Below are 15,320 nucleotides of genomic sequence, written 5' to 3'. Positions count from 1 at the left end.
CCGGGGGCGCAAGGCGGTCCCTACGGAGGGGCACGTCCTCTACGGAGAGTGGCGTCGGCTACGCCTGTACGCTGCGGATCATGCTTGTCGCCGCAGCCGTCTGCCCCTGTCCGCCCCTGCTCGTGCCCGAGGTCGCCGCGGGCGCGGCACCGGAACTGGACGCCGCGCGGGCGGCGTGCACGGACGCGATCGGGGTGCTCGCCGCGTCCCGGCCCGACCGGCTCGTCGTCGTGGGCCCCGCGGAGCAGAAGGACCGTGGACCGCACTCCCAGGGGACACACGGTTCGTTCCGGGGCTTCGGTGTGGACCTCGACGTACACCTCGGGCAGGCCCTCGCGGACGACAGCGACGGCGCGGACGACACGGTGGCAGCCGCGGAGCGTCGGCTTCCGGTGTCGTTGGCCGTCGCCGGTTGGCTGCTCGGACGTACGGAGTGGTCGGCCGCCCCGCTCGAAGGCCTCGGCGTGGGGGAACCTCTCGCGCCCGAGCGGTGTATCCAAGTGGGAGGGGAGATCGCCGCGCGCGCGGACCGGGTGGCGCTCCTTGTGATGGGCGACGCCAGTGCGTGCCGCACGCTCAAGGCGCCCGGCTATCTGGACGAGCGGGCCGCCGGGTTCGACGCGGACGTGGCGCGGGCGCTGGCCGCGGCGGACGTGGCGGCGCTCAAGGCGCTGGACGCCGAGCTGGCGCAGGAGCTGAAGGCCGCGGGCCGCGCGCCCTGGCAGGTGCTCGCGGGCGCGGCCGAGGGCGCGGGCCTGCGCGGCGAGCTGCTCTTCGACGACGCGCCGTACGGGGTGGGCTACCTCGTGGCGGCCTGGTCGTAGGGCGAGACCGCACCAGGCCGACGCCGCCTTACGGAGGGCGAGCGCTCCGGGCGAGGGCCCTCTCAGGAGGTCGCTGCAGCCCTGGCCGACGACACGTCCGCAGGAGAGGCGACCGCACCCGGCCGACGACGCCTCCAGGAGGCCACGGCGGCCCCAGCCGACGACGTCCGCAGGAGAGGCCACCGCAGCCCCGGCCGAAGCCACCGCAGGCCCGGCCGACGCCGCCCCAGGAAGCCTTCTCCCGGACACGCCGACGGCCGTGAAGCCAGTCGCGCTTCACGGCCGTCCGCCGGTTGTTCCAGAGCCGCTCAGGAAGCCGAAGGGGGCGTCGGCGGTGACGGGGGCGGGGCGTCGCCGGGGGGAGTGGCACCGCCACCCCCGCCCTTGCCGCCGTCCGTCCCCGCGAGGCGGTCCAGGGCGTCCTTGGCCTTGCCCGTCCCCGCCTGGATCTTGTCGCTGTACTTGCCCTTGGTCCTGCGATCGACCACGTCGGCGGCCTTGTGCAGGCCTTGGTCGATCTTGTCCCCGTGCTGCTGCGCGAGGCCCGAGACCTTGTCCTTGGCAGGGGCGAGTTTGTCCTTCAGCTGGTTCAGGAAGCCCACGGATTCGCCTTCCTTCGCGGGATAGTCACTTGCGGGCGCTCTCACCGGCCTCGTTGTCGGCCGCCTCCTGCGCGGACTGCTGCTTCGGGATCTCCACGCCCTCGGCGGCAGCCGACTCGGCCGATTCCTCCGCCTCGTCTTCGGCAGCGGCCTTCGCCTCGGACTTGTCCTTGTCCGTGGCGGACGTGGCGGACGTGGCGGACGCGGCGGCGGTCTCGGTGCCGTCCTCGGCCTCGGACTTGTCCTCGGCCTTGGCCTCGGAGGAGGCCTCCGCTTCCTCCGACTCGGCCGTCAAGGTGGCGGCCGACGCGTCGGTGCTCGACGCCTCGTCCGTGTCCTTGCTCTTCCGGCGAAACCGACTAAAAACGCCCATATTTACTCCATACGTTACTCGTGTGGGCGAAATCCCGCGCCGCCCGGTGCGTCCGATTGCGTCGCCCGGGTCACCGATCCTCGAAACCGGCGGCCGGAACCTCGCAACAGGCAACGAACCCGGAGCCGTGCCGTCACGTAGCTCGTTCGGGCACCCGTGAGCGATTTGCGAGACTGGTTCGGTGAGAAGTGCACCTCCCGCCCCGCGGGTCATCGCCGTCGTCGGGCCCACAGCGGCCGGAAAGTCCGATCTGGGCGTCCACCTCGCTCAGCGCCTCGGCGGCGAAGTCGTCAACGCCGACTCGATGCAGCTGTATCGGGGGATGGACATCGGAACCGCCAAACTGACGCCCGCCGAGCGCGACGGCGTGCCGCACCACCTCCTGGACGTCTGGGACGTGACGGAGGCGGCGAGTGTGGCCGAGTACCAGAAGCTCGCGCGCGCGGAGATCGACCGGCTGCTCGCCGAGGGCCGCTGGCCGATCCTGGTCGGCGGCTCCGGCCTGTACGTGCGCGGGGCGGTCGACCACCTGGAGTTCCCCGGCACCGACCCCGCCGTGCGCGCCCGCCTGGAGGAGGAGCTGGAGGAGCGCGGCCCCGGCGTGCTGCACGGCCGCCTCGCCGCAGCCGACCCGGACGCGGCCCGCGCGATCCTGCCCGGCAACGGCCGCCGGATCGTGCGCGCCCTGGAGGTCATCGAGATCACGGGCAAGCCGTTCACCGCCAACCTCCCCGGTCACGAGTCCGTGTACGACACCGTGCAGATCGGCGTCGACGTGGCCCGCCCCGAGCTCGACCTGCGCATCGCCACGCGCGTGGACCGCATGTGGGAGGCGGGACTTGTGGAAGAGGTGCGCACGCTGGAGGCGCAGGGGCTGAGGGAGGGGCGCACGGCGTCGCGCGCGCTCGGCTACCAACAGGTGCTCGCGGCGCTCGCCGGTGAGTGCACCGAGGACGAGGCGCGCGCCGAGACCGTGCGCGCCACGAAGCGCTTCGCGCGCCGACAGGACTCCTGGTTCCGGCGTGATCCACGCGTGCACTGGCTGAGCGGTGCCGTCGCCGACCGCGGGGAACTCCCGGGGAGTGCAATGGCGTTGGTCGAACGAGCGGTCACAGCCTGATCACGTGATGGCATCGGGACGCTCCGCCGGTCATCGAGGCAGCTGACGGCGTGCCATCATCGACCATCGATCGACCAGTGGAGTCCGAAGTTGGGAGGGCGCGTGGCGATGGAGGCCGGCCCTCGTGACACCGCACATGACGGCGAGCGGCACACCGCGCATGACGGTGTGGAGCACACCGCGCACAACGGCGCGCGGCTCAGCCCGGACGGACCGGACAGCCCCGGGATCACCCCGAGCGGCATGACCGACGACGGCCCCACCGAGGAGGAGCTGGCGACGGAGCCCGAGGTCGAGGTCGAGCTGCGGCCGCAGCGCAGGCTGCGTATCTGGCAGCTGGCACCGATCGTGATCCTCGCCGCCGTCGGCTCCCTGATGTTCGCCTTCCCGCTGGCCTTCGAGTTCGGCGACGGCGGCGCCGTCGTCGCCATGCTGGGTCTGCTCATCAGCTCCTGCGCCGCGGGCTGGGGCATGATGGCCGCCCGTCGCGTGGGCCACACCTGGCCGGGACTGCCGGAGCGCGGCTCCGGGCGCAGGCCGGACTGGCGCGTGGTTTCCGCGTACACCCTGGTCGTCGGGATCGTCGCCGTGCTCGCGGTCTGGCGGGTGGCCCGGCTCCGCTGACGTCCCCGACAGCCTGTCGTACCCACCCCGTACGATCGAGGGATGAGCACGCGGATCGCCTTCCTCAAGGGGCACGGGACCGAGAACGACTTCGTGATCGTCCCCGACGCCGACAACGCCATCGAGCTGCCCCCGGCCGCCGTCGCCGCCCTGTGCGACCGCCGCGCGGGCATCGGCGGCGACGGCCTGCTGCACGTCGTGCGCTCCGCCGCCCACCCGGACGCGCGGCACCTGGCGGACGAGGCCGAGTGGTTCATGGACTACCGCAACGGCGACGGCTCGGTGGCCGAGATGTGCGGCAACGGAGTGCGCGTCTTCGCCCGGTACCTCGAGCGCGCCGGGCTCGTGGGCGAGGGTGACCTGGCCGTCGCGACCCGCGGCGGCGTGAAGCGCGTGCACATCGCCAAGCCCACCGAGGACGGCGCCGACGGCGACATCACCGTCGCCATGGGCAAGGCCGTGCTCCCCGAAGGCGACGTCACGATCTCCGTGGGCGAGCACCAGTGGCCCGCGCGCAACGTGAACATGGGCAACCCGCACGCGGTCGCCTTCGTGGCCGACCTGGCGCACGCGGGCCGTCTCCTGGACCCGCCGCCGTTCAGCCCGGCCACGGCCTACCCGCACGGGGTGAACGTGGAGTTCGTGGTCGACCGCGGCCCGCGCCACGTAGCCATGCGCGTGTACGAGCGCGGCGCGGGCGAGACCCGCTCGTGCGGCACGGGCGCCTGCGCGGTGGCCGTCGCGGCGGCGCGCAGGGACGGCCTGGACCCCGCTGTGACCGGCGCCCCCGTGGCGTACACCGTGGACGTGCTCGGCGGGCGCCTGGTCATCACCGAGCGGCCGGACGGCGGGATCGAGAAGACGGGCCCCGCCGTGATCGTGGCCGAGGGCGAGATCGACGCCGACTGGCTGGCGGCGGCCGTAGCGGCGGTCTGAATGGCGCACTCGGCCGCACGGCGCACACGGGGCCACGGGCAGCGCACCTGGTCCCGCGCCCGCGCCGTGGTCGAAACCGCGCTCGTCCCAGTCGAAACGACACTCCACAGAACTGTCGCTCGAATGGGTGATCCGTTTCACGCTCGGCGAGAGCGGGTCAGCACCACGTGATGGGCTCGATAGCATCAAGCACCGGCCCGGACGGAGCAGGCTGCCGTCCGCTCACCGCCGGTCGGAGCTGCCGGAGGTGCCCATGAGTGCGGAGGCGACGAATCCCGCGACGCCCGGCCCGACGACGTCCTCGACCCAGCGTAGGCGTCCCCGTCCCCGCCTCGACCTGCGCAGACTCGGCCGCGCCGCACTTCTCGGACCCGCCACGAGGGACCGCCTCCCGGACGCCATCGGCCATGTGGCCGAGGCCCACCGCGGCCACCACCCGGACGCCGACCTGGAGCCGCTGCGCCGCGCCTACGTCCTCGCGGAGTCCTCGCACCGCGGCCAGATGCGCAAGAGCGGTGAGCCGTACATCACACACCCGCTCGCCGTCACGCTGATCCTGGCCCAACTGGGCGCCGAGACCACCACGTTGACCGCCTCCCTGCTCCACGACACCGTCGAGGACACGGATGTGACGCTCGATCAGGTGCGCGCGGAGTTCGGCGACGACGTCTGCTACCTGGTCGACGGCGTCACCAAGCTCGAAAAGGTCGACTACGGAGCAGCCGCCGAACCGGAGACCTTCCGCAAGATGCTGGTCGCCACCGGCAACGACGTCCGCGTCATGGCGATCAAACTCGCCGACCGCCTGCACAACATGCGCACGCTCGGCGTGATGCGCCCCGAGAAGCAGGCCCGCATCGCCAAGGTCACCCGCGACGTCCTCATCCCGCTCGCCGAACGCCTCGGCGTGCAGGCCCTGAAGACCGAGCTGGAGGACCTCGTCTTCGCGATCCTCCACCCCGAGGAGTACGCCGAGGTCAAGGACCTGATCGCGGCGAACACAAAGGCCGGGACCGACCCGCTGGCCGATATCTCCGAAGAGGTGCGCGGCGTCCTGCGCGAGGCCGGCATCACGGCCGAAGTCCTCATCCGGCCACGCCACTTCGTGTCCGTGCACCGCGCGCACCGCAAGCGCGGCGAGCTGCGCCCCTCCGACTTCGGGCGCCTGCTCGTCCTCGTCAACGAGGACGCCGACTGCTACGGAGTCCTCGGCGAGCTGCACACCTGCTTCACGCCGGTCGTCTCGGAGTTCAAGGACTTCATCGCCGTACCGAAGTTCAACCTGTACCAGTCGTTGCACACGGCCGTGGCCCGCGGCGACGGCGAAGTCGCCGAAGTCCTCATCCGCACCCACCAGATGCACCGGGTCGCCGAAGCGGGCGTCGTCGCCCTGCACAACCCCTACGCCGGGCCCTCCGAGGAGCAGCCCGCCGACGGCGAGCGCGCCGACCCCACCCGCCCCGGCTGGCTCTCGCGTCTCCTCGACTGGCAGCAGGCCGCACCCGACCCCGACACCTTCTGGTCGACGCTCCGCGAAGACCTCGCCCAGGACCGCGAGATCGCCGTCTACCGCACCGACGGCGGCACGCTCGGCCTGCCCGCGGGCGCGAGCTGCGTCGACGCCGCCTACGCCCAGTACGGCGAGGACGCCCACGCCTGCATCGGCGCGCGCGTCAACGGCCGCCTGGCCACGCTCAGCACGGTCCTGCGCGACGGGGACACCGTGCAGCTGCTCATGGGCCAGGACCTGACGTCGGGGCCCTCACACGACTGGCTCGACCACGCGCGCACACCCGCCGCGCGCATCGCCATCCGCCGCTGGCTCACCACGCACCCGGCGCCCGCGCCCGCCCCGCCCGCGCAGGCCGACCCGGCGACCCCGGCCCCCGTGACGGTGCCCGCCGCCGCACCGAGGCCCCAGGTGTCCGCGGCCCTGCGCCCGGCCGCTGAGAACGTCGTCGTCGACCGCGAGGGCGCCACCGTACGGCTCGCGGGCTGTTGCACCCCGGTCCCGCCCGACGAGATCACCGGCTTCGCGGTACGCGGCGGCGTCGTCACCGTGCACCGCGTCACGTGCTCCGCGGTGGCGCGCATGACACAGGTGGGGCGCCCGCAGGTCGGTGTGCGCTGGGGGGACACCACGGAGTGCCGGGTCACCCTGGTCGCCGAGTCGTTCGGCCGGGCGCACCTCCTGGCCGACCTCACCGAAGCCATCGCCCTCGAAGGCGCCGCGATCATCTCGGCGACCGTCGAACCCCCGACCCAACAGCGCGTGCGCCACACGTACACGCTCCAACTCCCCGACGCCGCACACCTCCCGGGCCTGATGCGCGCCATGCGCAATGTGCCCGGGGTGTACGACGTGGCCCGCGCGCAGCACCGGGCGGCAGCGGCGCCCTGACACCGCTCCACGCTGAACCCGGCGGCGTTCTTCGGCGACGCCTTCCAGTGAACCCGGCGGCGCACCGCGGTGAAACGGCGCCGACTCGTTCGGGTGGGCCCGTCGCGTGCCGTCCCGACGTGGAAGGCATGCGCTGATAGCCGTAGTTCATGCTCCTCACCCCGCGCACCAAGGCGACCCGGCCGAAGACGGTCCGGATCGCCGTCGCCGTCCTCGCCGCCACCACCTCCGCCGCCCTGCTCGCCGCGAGCGCCCCGCAGCCCGCCGCCCCCCTCGGCATCGGCGACCGGCTCTTCCCCCACCTCGGCAACCCCGGTTACGACGTGACGTCGTACGACATCGCTTTCACCTATCACGGGGACAACAGCAAGCCCCTGGACGCGCTCACGAAGATCGACGCCAAGGTGACGGCCCCACTGGAACGCGTCAATCTCGACTTCACCCACGGCAAGGTCCGCTCCGTCGAGGTGAACGGCGCCGCCGCCGACTTCACCACCGCCGGCGAGGACCTCGTCGTCACGCCCCACGCGCGCGTGCAGCCCGGAGAGCGCCTGCGGATCGCCGTGCGGCACACCAGCGATCCGGTGTCCGGCGACGTCGAGGGCGGCTGGGTGCGCACCAGTGACGGGCTCGCGATGGCCAACCAGGCGGACGTCGCGCACCGCGTGTTCCCGTGCAACGACCACCCCGCCGACAAGGCGCAGTTCACCTTCCGCGTCACCGCCCCCAAGGGCCTCACCGCCGTCGCCAACGGCCTGCCCCTGGCCGAGGAGCGGCGCGCGGACACCACCACGTGGGCGTACCGCACCCGGCACCCGATGGCGACCGAGCTGGCCCAGGTCTCCATCGGCCGCTCCACCGTGCTGCACCGCACCGGCCCCTACCGCCTGCCCGTACGGGACGTCGTGCCCACGAAGGACCGGGGGCAGCTCGAACCCTGGCTGAAGAAGACCCCCGACCAGATCTCCTGGATGGAGGACAAGGTCGGCCGCTATCCGTTCGAGACGTACGGGGTGCTCGTCGCGGACGCGCGGACCGGCTTCGAGCTGGAGACACAGACGCTGTCGCTCTTCGAGAAGGAGCTGTTCACCCGGCCCGAGTTCCCCGAGTGGTACGTGGAATCGATCATGGTGCACGAGCTGGCGCACCAGTGGTTCGGCGACAGCGTGAGCCCCGCCACCTGGTCCGACCTGTGGCTGAACGAGGGGCACGCCAGCTGGTACGAGGCCCTGTACGCGGAGGAGAAGGCGAGCGAGTCCCTGGAGAAGCGGATGCGGTACGCCTACCGGCTCTCCGACAGCTGGCGCGCGGCGGGCGGGCCCCCGGCCGCGCCCAAGGGGCCCCGGCCGGGGGAGAAGATCAGCATCTTCCGGCCCGTCGTGTACGACGGCAGCGCGCTCGTGCTCTACGCGCTGCGCCAGGAGATCGGGCGACCCGGCTTCGAGGCCGTGGAGCGGGCCTGGGTGCACACCTACCGCGACGGGAACGCGACCACCGCCGACTTCGTGCGGCTCGCGTCCGAGGTCTCCGGCCGCGACCTCGACGGGTTCTTCCACGCCTGGCTGTACGGGGCGAAGACCCCGCCGATGCCGGGGCACCCCGACTGGATGTCGACGCCGCCGGAGAAGAAGGCGGCGGAGGGCAAGAAGTAGCGGCGGGCCCCTGGCGGGGCGCCCGAAATACTCGGGTGACGAGACGGGTCGTACCGTGCGACCATCTTCAGGTCGACGGCGCGGCCCGTCCGGGAGATCCCCTCGGGGACATCTCAGGGACGGTCCCGGCTGGTCCGGGGAATCTCCGGGGGGCCGTGAGCGTTGTCGAACATGACGGGTGGCGCTGTGGCACGCGGTGCGAGCCGCACACGCGGTGCGGCAGGGCGAAGAGTGCCCGCAGGCGCTCTCCGTATCGGATTCCCATCGACGTAAAGGACCCAATGACCTCCTCTTCTTCCCCTTCCCAGGACGCACAGAGCTTCGCGCAGAACTACCCCGAAGGTCTTCGGGCCGATGCCCTGATGGAAGAGGACGTCGCCTGGAGCCACGAGATCGACGGAGAGCGGGACGGCGAGCAGTTCGACCGTTCCGAGCGCGCGGCCCTGCGCCGCGTCGCCGGCCTCTCCACCGAGCTCGAGGACGTCACCGAGGTCGAGTACCGACAGCTCCGCCTGGAGCGCGTCGTCCTCGTGGGCGTCTGGACCTCCGGAACGGTTCACGACGCGGAGAACTCCCTCGCCGAGCTGGCCGCTCTCGCGGAGACCGCGGGCGCGCTCGTGCTCGACGGCGTCATCCAGCGCCGCGACAAGCCCGACCCGGCGACGTACATCGGCTCCGGCAAGGCCCTGGAGCTGCGTGACATCGTCCTCGAGACCGGAGCGGACACCGTCGTGTGCGACGGTGAGCTCAGCCCCGGCCAGCTCATCCACCTCGAAGACGTCGTCAAGGTCAAGGTGGTCGACCGGACCGCCCTGATCCTCGACATCTTCGCCCAGCACGCCAAGTCCCGAGAGGGCAAGGCGCAGGTAGCCCTCGCGCAGATGCAGTACATGCTGCCGAGGCTCCGCGGCTGGGGTCAGTCGCTCTCCCGTCAGATGGGTGGCGGCGGCGGTGGCGGCATGGCCACCCGCGGTCCCGGTGAGACCAAGATCGAAACGGACCGGCGACGGATCCGCGAGAAGATGGCGAAGATGCGCCGGGAGATCGCGGAGATGAAGACGGGCCGCGACATCAAGCGCCAGGAGCGCAAGCGCAACAAGGTGCCTTCGGTCGCCATCGCCGGGTACACGAACGCGGGCAAGTCCTCCCTGCTCAACCGCCTCACCGGCGCGGGTGTGCTGGTGGAGAACGCCCTGTTCGCCACCCTCGACCCGACGGTCCGCAGGGCGGAGACGCCCAGCGGCCGGTTGTACACCCTGGCCGACACGGTCGGCTTCGTCCGGCATCTGCCGCACCACCTCGTGGAGGCGTTCCGCTCCACCATGGAGGAGGTCGGCGAGTCCGACCTGATCCTGCACGTGGTGGACGGCTCGCACCCCGCGCCGGAGGAGCAGCTCGCCGCCGTCCGCGAGGTCATCCGGGACGTGGGCGCGACGGACGTGCCGGAGATCGTGGTGATCAACAAGGCGGACGCGGCCGACCCGCTGGTCCTCCAGCGGCTGCTGCGCACACAGAAGCACGCGATCGCCGTGTCCGCGCGCACCGGCACCGGCATCGAGGAGCTGCTCGCGCTCATCGACGCCGAACTGCCGAGGCCCGAGGTCGAGATCGAGGCCCTCGTGCCGTACACCCACGGCAAGCTCGTGGCGCGTACGCACGCCGACGGCGAAGTGCTCTCCGAGGAGCACACGCCCGAGGGCACGCTGCTCAAGGCACGGGTGCACGAGGAACTGGCGGCGGAACTCGCGCCGTACGTTCCCGCGGCGCACTGACGGGACGCTGCAGTTCCGCGCGCTGACGCGGGACTCGTACGCGCACCACATGGTGAAGGCCCCGCCCCCTCTCGTAGGGGGCGGGGCCTTCACCATGAAAACTCCAGGTCACCGGGGTTCGGACTGCCGTCGGATCACTGCGAGCCGTACTTCTCGCTCATCGTGTCGAAGACCTGCTTCGCGCCGCTGCCCAGCTGCGGACCGGCGAGCCAGGTGTTGTCGGCCGGGCCGATCGACGTGTTGGAGACCAGCTGGGACTTGTCGCCCACCACCCGGAACCAGCCACCGCCGGACGAACCGCCGGTCATGGTGCAGCCGATGCGGTACATCGTCGGCGTCGCCGGGTCCAGCGACAGACGGCCGGGCTTGTCGATGCACTTGTGCATGATCAGGCCGTTGTACGGCGGCGCGGCCGGGTAGCCCCAGGCGCCCATGGACGCCACGCTCTGCGCCGACGGGGTCGTGAAGTCGACCTCCAGCGCGTTGCCGACGGTCTCCTCGAGGGACTTGGTGCCCTCCTGCGGCTTCACGTGCATCACGGCGTAGTCGTACGGAGCGCCGGCGCCGCCCGATGCGGCACCCTGGTCGATCCACTCACCGGACGTCGAGACCCAGTCCGCCCACCACTGGCCGTACGGCGCGATCTCCTGCGGCGCCGCGTTGCTCAGGGCCGCCTCGGACTTGCCCAGGTCGTTGTACGAGGGCACGAAGGTGATGTTGCGGTACCAGCCGCCCTCGGAACCGGCGTGCACACAGTGACCCGCCGTCCACACGAGGTTGGACTTGCCCGGGTTGCGCGGGTCCTTCACGACCGTGCCGGAGCAGACCATCGAACCCTTGGGGGAGTCGAAGAAGATCTTGCCGACCGGCGCCGCGTTGTCGTGGTACGGCGTCTTCTCGGGCTTCGCCTGGACCGGAGCGGGGTCCGGGTCGGTCTGGCCCTGGTCGGCGGTCGCGTCCTTCGACGCGATCGTCTTGTTCGGGTCCTTGGCCTTCTGCATCCGCTCGGGCTTCCAGAGCCCGTCGATGACCGGGTTGACGAAGTCCTTGGCCTCGCGCAGCCAGTCGTCCTTGCTCCAGTTCTTCCAGGCACCGTCCTTCCACTTGTCAGGATCGATGCCGTGCTTCTTGAGCCGGTCGGCGAGGTCGCCGGGCAGGCCGGAACCGGAGTCGGAGCCCTTGCCCGCCTCCTGCGCCGAGCCGCCGTCCGACTTGTCGCTCGCCTTGTCGTCGCTCGGGCCGCAGCCCGTGGCGGTGAGCGCCAGGGTCGCGGCGAGCCCGGTGACGGCGAGCGCGGCTCGGCGGCCGCGGCTGCGCGCGAAGGGCGCACGAATGGAACGCATGTAGCTGTAACCCCCGTAGGAACGTGTATTTGCCATGTGCGTGTCAGGTGCGGGCGTGGCATCCGCCGCCCGGGCCGACGTGAGCTCCCACTATGCCTGTGGAATTGGGGACGAACGGCGGCGGGGTGGTGAAGGTTTCGCCGCGCTGACGCGCGTACGCGGACGAAGCGGGTGGGGCCGGCCCCGGGAACCGGGGCCGACCCGCCGACGGTGACTTCTTACTGCCCCGCGAACTTCTTGCTGACCGCGTTGTAGATGCCCTTGGCCTCGTCACCGAGGCGCGGACCCGCGAGCCAGCCCGCCGTCACCGGGCCGATCGACGTGTTGGACACCAGGGCGGGCTTGCCGTCCTGGCCCTCCGTGACCCAGCCGCCACCGGACGAACCGCCGGTCATGGTGCAGCCGATCCGGTACATCGTCGGGTCGGGCTTGCTGAGGGAGAGGCGGCCCGGCTTGTCCGCGCACTGGAACTGCTTCTGGCCGTCGAACGGCGACGCCGCCGGGTAGCCGGTCGCCGTCATGTCCTTGATCTTCGGCACCGCGGGGGCGTCGAAGTCCACCGGCAGCGCCGTGCCGACCGTCTCCTCCAGGGACTTGCCCTCACTGCCCTTCTCCGGCGTCACATGGATCACCGCGAAGTCGTACGGAGCGCCCTTGCCGCCCGTCGGGCCGCCCTGCTCGATCCACTGGTCGGACGTCTGCGCCCAGTCGCCCCACCAGACGCCGTACGGAGCGACCTCTTCCTTGGGCTTGCCCTGCAGCTCCGCGGTGGGCGTGCCGCTGTCGTTGTACGACGGGACGAAGGCGATGTTGCGGTACCAGCCGCCCTTGGCGCCCGCGTGGACGCAGTGACCCGCGGTCCACACCATGTTGGACTTGCCGGGGTTCTTCGGGTCCTTGACGACCGTGGCCGAGCAGACCATCGAGCCCTCGGGGCCGTCGAAGAAGAGCTTGCCGGCCGCGGGGACCTGGTCGTGGTACGGCGTCTTCACGCCCGCTGCCTGGACCGGCTTCGGCGTCGGGTCCGTCACGCCCTGGTCGCCGGAGATGTCACCCTCGTCGACGCCGCGGTCCGGGTTCTTGTCCGCGTCCCGCATGCGGTCCGGGTCCCAGAGGTCCTCGATGATCGGGTTGACGAAGTCGCCCGCCTCGCGCAGCCAGTCGTCCTTGTCCCAGTTCTTCCAGGCGCCGTCCTTCCACTTGTCCAGGTCGATGCCGTGCTCCTTGAGCCGGTCCTGGATGTCGCCCGGAATCTGGAACTTGTCGTCGCCCTTGTCGCCGGGCTGCGAGGCGGAGGAGTCGTCCGCCTTGTCGTCACTCGGGCCACAGGCGGTCGCGGTCAGGACGAGTGCCGCGCCAAGCGCGACGGCGGCCGCCACGGGGGAGGTCCTGCCGCGCGCGCCCCTCCCACTGCGGGAGCTGAAGAGCGGACGTATGGGTCGCATGGTGAGAATCCCCCTGGGCCTCGAAATCGTTCCAAATGCCGTACATCGTGGTGCCGTACGTGCTTCTGTACGGCCTCGGCCATCACGGCGCGCCCACTGCGGGGCGCCCGGATGCCCGTGCTCGCGGGCGCTCGGTCGTTCGTGGTGCCGAACGTCCGGAATGCCCGTGGTGCGGAACACCTTGGTGCTGGTGAACGGCACCCCACACTATGCCGGTGCCGTTGGGGACGGCCCACGGGACGGCAACGGTTCCGTCACGGCAAGGATCTTCCGTACACCCGTGATCCCGCGCACCTGCCGTCGTTGGTACGTACGGGGGACACGCTGTGCGCGTTCAGCCCCCGCGCCAACTCGCTCGCGCGCCCGGCTGAAATCCGGCGGGCCCGCGTCAAGTCCCAGCGGGAGGACCAACAGCCGTGGCCGTGACCGAGCCTGCTTCCGCTGGGGGCATGGGGGGTGAGGGCGCCACACGCGAGAGCGCCGGGGGTGCGGGTGCTGCGGGTGACGGTGTCGTGGGTGCGAGTGGTCCCCGTGAGGGCGGCGGCTTTGAGGGCGAATCCCCCGTAAGGGGTGCATACCAATCAGGCGCCTCCGAAAGGGGCGCGCACGAAGGCATCCTGCGCCGTCAGTCCGCCCGCGAATCCGCCGCGCGCACCTACGCACGCGCGCTCCCGATCGTGCCCGTCCGCGCCCGCGGCATGACCATCGAGGGCGCCGACGGACAGCGCTACCTGGACTGTCTCTCCGGCGCGGGCACGCTGGCCCTCGGCCACAACCACCCCGTCGTCCTCGAAGCCATCCGCAACGTCCTCGACTCCGGGGCCCCTCTCCACGTCCTCGACCTGGCCACACCCGTCAAGGACGACTTCACCACCGAGCTGTTCCGCACACTTCCGCCCGCCCTCGCCGACCGCGCCCGCATCCAGTTCTGCGGCCCCGCCGGCACCGACGCCGTGGAAGCGGCCCTCAAACTCGCCCGCACGGCCACCGGCCGCGAGGGCCTGCTCGCCTTCACCGGCGCCTACCACGGCATGACCGCAGGAGCCCTCGAAGCCTCCGGCGGCGCCCGCGACGTCCGCGTCACCCGCCTGCCCTACCCCCAGGACTACCGCTGCCCCTTCGGCATCGGCGGCCCGAACGGAGCCGAACTCGCCGCCCGCTGGACCGAGAACCTCCTCGACGACTCCAAGTCCGGCGTCCCCGCCCCCGCCGCCATGATCCTCGAACCCGTCCAGGGCGAGGGCGGCGTCCTCCCCGCCCCCGTCGCCTGGCTCCGCCGGATGCGAGAGATCACCGCAGCCCGTGGGATCCCCCTCATCGCCGACGAAGTACAGACTGGCGTCGGCCGCACCGGCGCCTTCTGGGCCGTCGAGCACAGCGGCATCGTCCCCGACGTCCTCGTCCTGTCCAAGGCGATCGGCGGCAGCCTGCCCCTCGCCGTCGTGGTCTACCGCGACGACCTCGACGTCTGGCCCCCCGGCGCCCACGCGGGCACCTTCCGCGGCAACCAACTCGCCATGGCCGCAGGCGCAGCCACCCTTGCCTACGTACGCGAGAACCGACTCGCCGAACGCGCCGCCACCCTCGGCGCCCGCATGCTCGCAGACCTGCGTTCCCTCGCCGCCGACCACCCCTGCGTCGGCGACGTCCGCGGCTCCGGACTGATGCTGGGCGTCGAACTCGTGGACCCGGAGCGCGCCCAACCCGCGCCCCATACCCTGCACTTGGGCGACCAGACGGAACCTTCTCCGCACCCCGCGTACTCCTCGTACCCCTCACACCCCGCGTACGCCCCCGCACCCCCGACGACCGAGCCCACCACGCCCCCGGCAGGAGCAGCGACGCCGCCCGGCGCCTCCGCCCCCCAGTACCCACACCCGCACCCGCACCGGCACAATCACCACCAACACCACCGGCCGCACGACCTCCCCGACACCCGCCCGCACCCACCGGCCCCCGAACTGGCCGCCGCCGTACAGCGCGAGTGCCTGCGCCGCGGGCTCATCGTCGAACTCGGCGGACGGCACTCCAGCGTCGTGCGTCTCCTTCCTCCCCTCACCATCACGGACGAACAGGCGACCGCGGTCCTCGACCGACTCGCCGACGCCCTCACCGCGGCGGAGCGTTCCCACCGCCGCGCCACCGACGGCAGACTCGCATCGGAGCATCCATGACCACCGCGACTCACGTCCCCTGACCGAGCCGGGCACGAACCGACCGACCCGACG

The 15,320-nt window shown here is 71.8% G+C and carries 12 protein-coding genes; 8 read left to right on the top strand and 4 right to left on the bottom strand.

Annotated features, from left to right (window positions below):
- The first annotated feature begins 80 nt into the window (after window positions 1-80).
- Window positions 81-824 carry a class III extradiol dioxygenase subunit B-like domain-containing protein gene (locus ACFVHO_RS31835; RefSeq protein WP_385722233.1) on the top strand — a complete coding sequence of 248 codons (744 nt, stop codon included), beginning with the start codon at window positions 81-83 and terminating at the stop codon, window positions 822-824.
- A gap of 308 nt (window positions 825-1,132) precedes the next feature.
- Here ACFVHO_RS31835 and ACFVHO_RS31830 read toward each other — a convergent pair whose 3' ends face one another.
- Both ACFVHO_RS31830 and ACFVHO_RS31825 read right to left on the bottom strand, forming a co-directional pair.
- Entirely contained in the window at window positions 1,133-1,426 is a 294-nt protein-coding gene (locus tag ACFVHO_RS31830; RefSeq protein WP_289945001.1) for an antitoxin, read from the bottom strand.
- Between the two features lie 25 nt (window positions 1,427-1,451).
- On the bottom strand, window positions 1,452-1,799 hold the full coding sequence (locus tag ACFVHO_RS31825) for a hypothetical protein (RefSeq protein WP_385722229.1): 348 nt from the start codon (window positions 1,797-1,799) through the stop codon (window positions 1,452-1,454).
- Between the two features lie 181 nt (window positions 1,800-1,980).
- Here ACFVHO_RS31825 and miaA point away from each other — a divergent pair, with 181 nt between their 5' ends.
- The 6 genes from miaA to hflX all read left to right on the top strand — a co-directional run bounded on the left by miaA (window position 1,981) and on the right by hflX (window position 10,304).
- Window positions 1,981-2,919 carry a tRNA (adenosine(37)-N6)-dimethylallyltransferase MiaA gene (gene miaA / locus ACFVHO_RS31820; protein WP_385722226.1) on the top strand — a complete coding sequence of 313 codons (939 nt, stop codon included), beginning with the start codon at window positions 1,981-1,983 and terminating at the stop codon, window positions 2,917-2,919.
- A gap of 108 nt (window positions 2,920-3,027) precedes the next feature.
- On the top strand, window positions 3,028-3,543 hold the full coding sequence (locus tag ACFVHO_RS31815) for a hypothetical protein (RefSeq protein WP_385722334.1): 516 nt from the start codon (window positions 3,028-3,030) through the stop codon (window positions 3,541-3,543).
- Between the two features lie 42 nt (window positions 3,544-3,585).
- The gene (gene dapF, locus ACFVHO_RS31810) at window positions 3,586-4,479 is read left to right on the top strand and encodes a diaminopimelate epimerase (RefSeq protein WP_385722223.1); all 894 of its coding nucleotides are present in this window, start codon (window positions 3,586-3,588) and stop codon (window positions 4,477-4,479) included.
- Between the two features lie 253 nt (window positions 4,480-4,732).
- Window positions 4,733-6,880: a RelA/SpoT family protein gene (locus tag ACFVHO_RS31805; protein WP_385722222.1), complete on the top strand. Its 2,148-nt coding sequence runs from the start codon at window positions 4,733-4,735 to the stop codon at window positions 6,878-6,880.
- A 149-nt stretch (window positions 6,881-7,029) separates the two neighbouring features.
- Window positions 7,030-8,532 (top strand): M1 family metallopeptidase, encoded by a 1,503-nt coding sequence (locus ACFVHO_RS31800; protein ID WP_385722219.1) that lies wholly within the window; start codon window positions 7,030-7,032, stop codon window positions 8,530-8,532.
- Between the two features lie 281 nt (window positions 8,533-8,813).
- Complete coding sequence (gene hflX / locus ACFVHO_RS31795; protein ID WP_385722217.1) at window positions 8,814-10,304, top strand: GTPase HflX; 1,491 nt, start codon at window positions 8,814-8,816, stop codon at window positions 10,302-10,304.
- Window positions 10,305-10,438: 134 nt separating this feature from the next.
- Here the strand turns inward: hflX and ACFVHO_RS31790 are convergent, their stop codons facing one another.
- Both ACFVHO_RS31790 and ACFVHO_RS31785 read right to left on the bottom strand, forming a co-directional pair.
- The gene (locus ACFVHO_RS31790; RefSeq protein ID WP_385722214.1) at window positions 10,439-11,647 is read right to left on the bottom strand and encodes a trypsin-like serine peptidase; all 1,209 of its coding nucleotides are present in this window, start codon (window positions 11,645-11,647) and stop codon (window positions 10,439-10,441) included.
- Window positions 11,648-11,865: 218 nt separating this feature from the next.
- Window positions 11,866-13,092, bottom strand: coding sequence for a trypsin-like serine peptidase (locus tag ACFVHO_RS31785; protein ID WP_385722212.1), 1,227 nt, complete (start codon window positions 13,090-13,092; stop codon window positions 11,866-11,868).
- A 449-nt stretch (window positions 13,093-13,541) separates the two neighbouring features.
- Between ACFVHO_RS31785 and ACFVHO_RS31780 the strand changes: the two genes are divergently transcribed.
- Complete coding sequence (locus tag ACFVHO_RS31780; protein ID WP_385722209.1) at window positions 13,542-15,266, top strand: diaminobutyrate--2-oxoglutarate transaminase family protein; 1,725 nt, start codon at window positions 13,542-13,544, stop codon at window positions 15,264-15,266.
- Window positions 15,267-15,320 lie beyond the last annotated feature (54 nt).

Source organism: Streptomyces sp. NPDC127108 (assembly GCF_042677545.1).
Taxonomy (GTDB): domain Bacteria; phylum Actinomycetota; class Actinomycetes; order Streptomycetales; family Streptomycetaceae; genus Streptomyces.
This window is presented reverse-complemented; position numbering and strand designations above follow the sequence as displayed.

What these genes read in the sequence shown, in the direction of transcription:
- ACFVHO_RS31835 (WP_385722233.1), top strand. Translation starts at nt 81, where the DNA reads ATGCTTGTCGCCGCAGCCGTCTGCCCCTGTCCGCCCCTGCTCGTGCCC.
- ACFVHO_RS31825 (WP_385722229.1), bottom strand. Translation starts at nt 1,799, where the DNA reads ATGGGCGTTTTTAGTCGGTTTCGCCGGAAGAGCAAGGACACGGACGAG.
- ACFVHO_RS31815 (WP_385722334.1), top strand. Translation starts at nt 3,028, where the DNA reads ATGGAGGCCGGCCCTCGTGACACCGCACATGACGGCGAGCGGCACACC.
- dapF (WP_385722223.1), top strand. Translation starts at nt 3,586, where the DNA reads ATGAGCACGCGGATCGCCTTCCTCAAGGGGCACGGGACCGAGAACGAC.
- ACFVHO_RS31805 (WP_385722222.1), top strand. Translation starts at nt 4,733, where the DNA reads ATGAGTGCGGAGGCGACGAATCCCGCGACGCCCGGCCCGACGACGTCC.
- ACFVHO_RS31800 (WP_385722219.1), top strand. Translation starts at nt 7,030, where the DNA reads ATGCTCCTCACCCCGCGCACCAAGGCGACCCGGCCGAAGACGGTCCGG.
- hflX (WP_385722217.1), top strand. Translation starts at nt 8,814, where the DNA reads ATGACCTCCTCTTCTTCCCCTTCCCAGGACGCACAGAGCTTCGCGCAG.
- ACFVHO_RS31790 (WP_385722214.1), bottom strand. Translation starts at nt 11,647, where the DNA reads ATGCGTTCCATTCGTGCGCCCTTCGCGCGCAGCCGCGGCCGCCGAGCC.
- ACFVHO_RS31785 (WP_385722212.1), bottom strand. Translation starts at nt 13,092, where the DNA reads ATGCGACCCATACGTCCGCTCTTCAGCTCCCGCAGTGGGAGGGGCGCG.
- ACFVHO_RS31780 (WP_385722209.1), top strand. Translation starts at nt 13,542, where the DNA reads ATGGGGGGTGAGGGCGCCACACGCGAGAGCGCCGGGGGTGCGGGTGCT.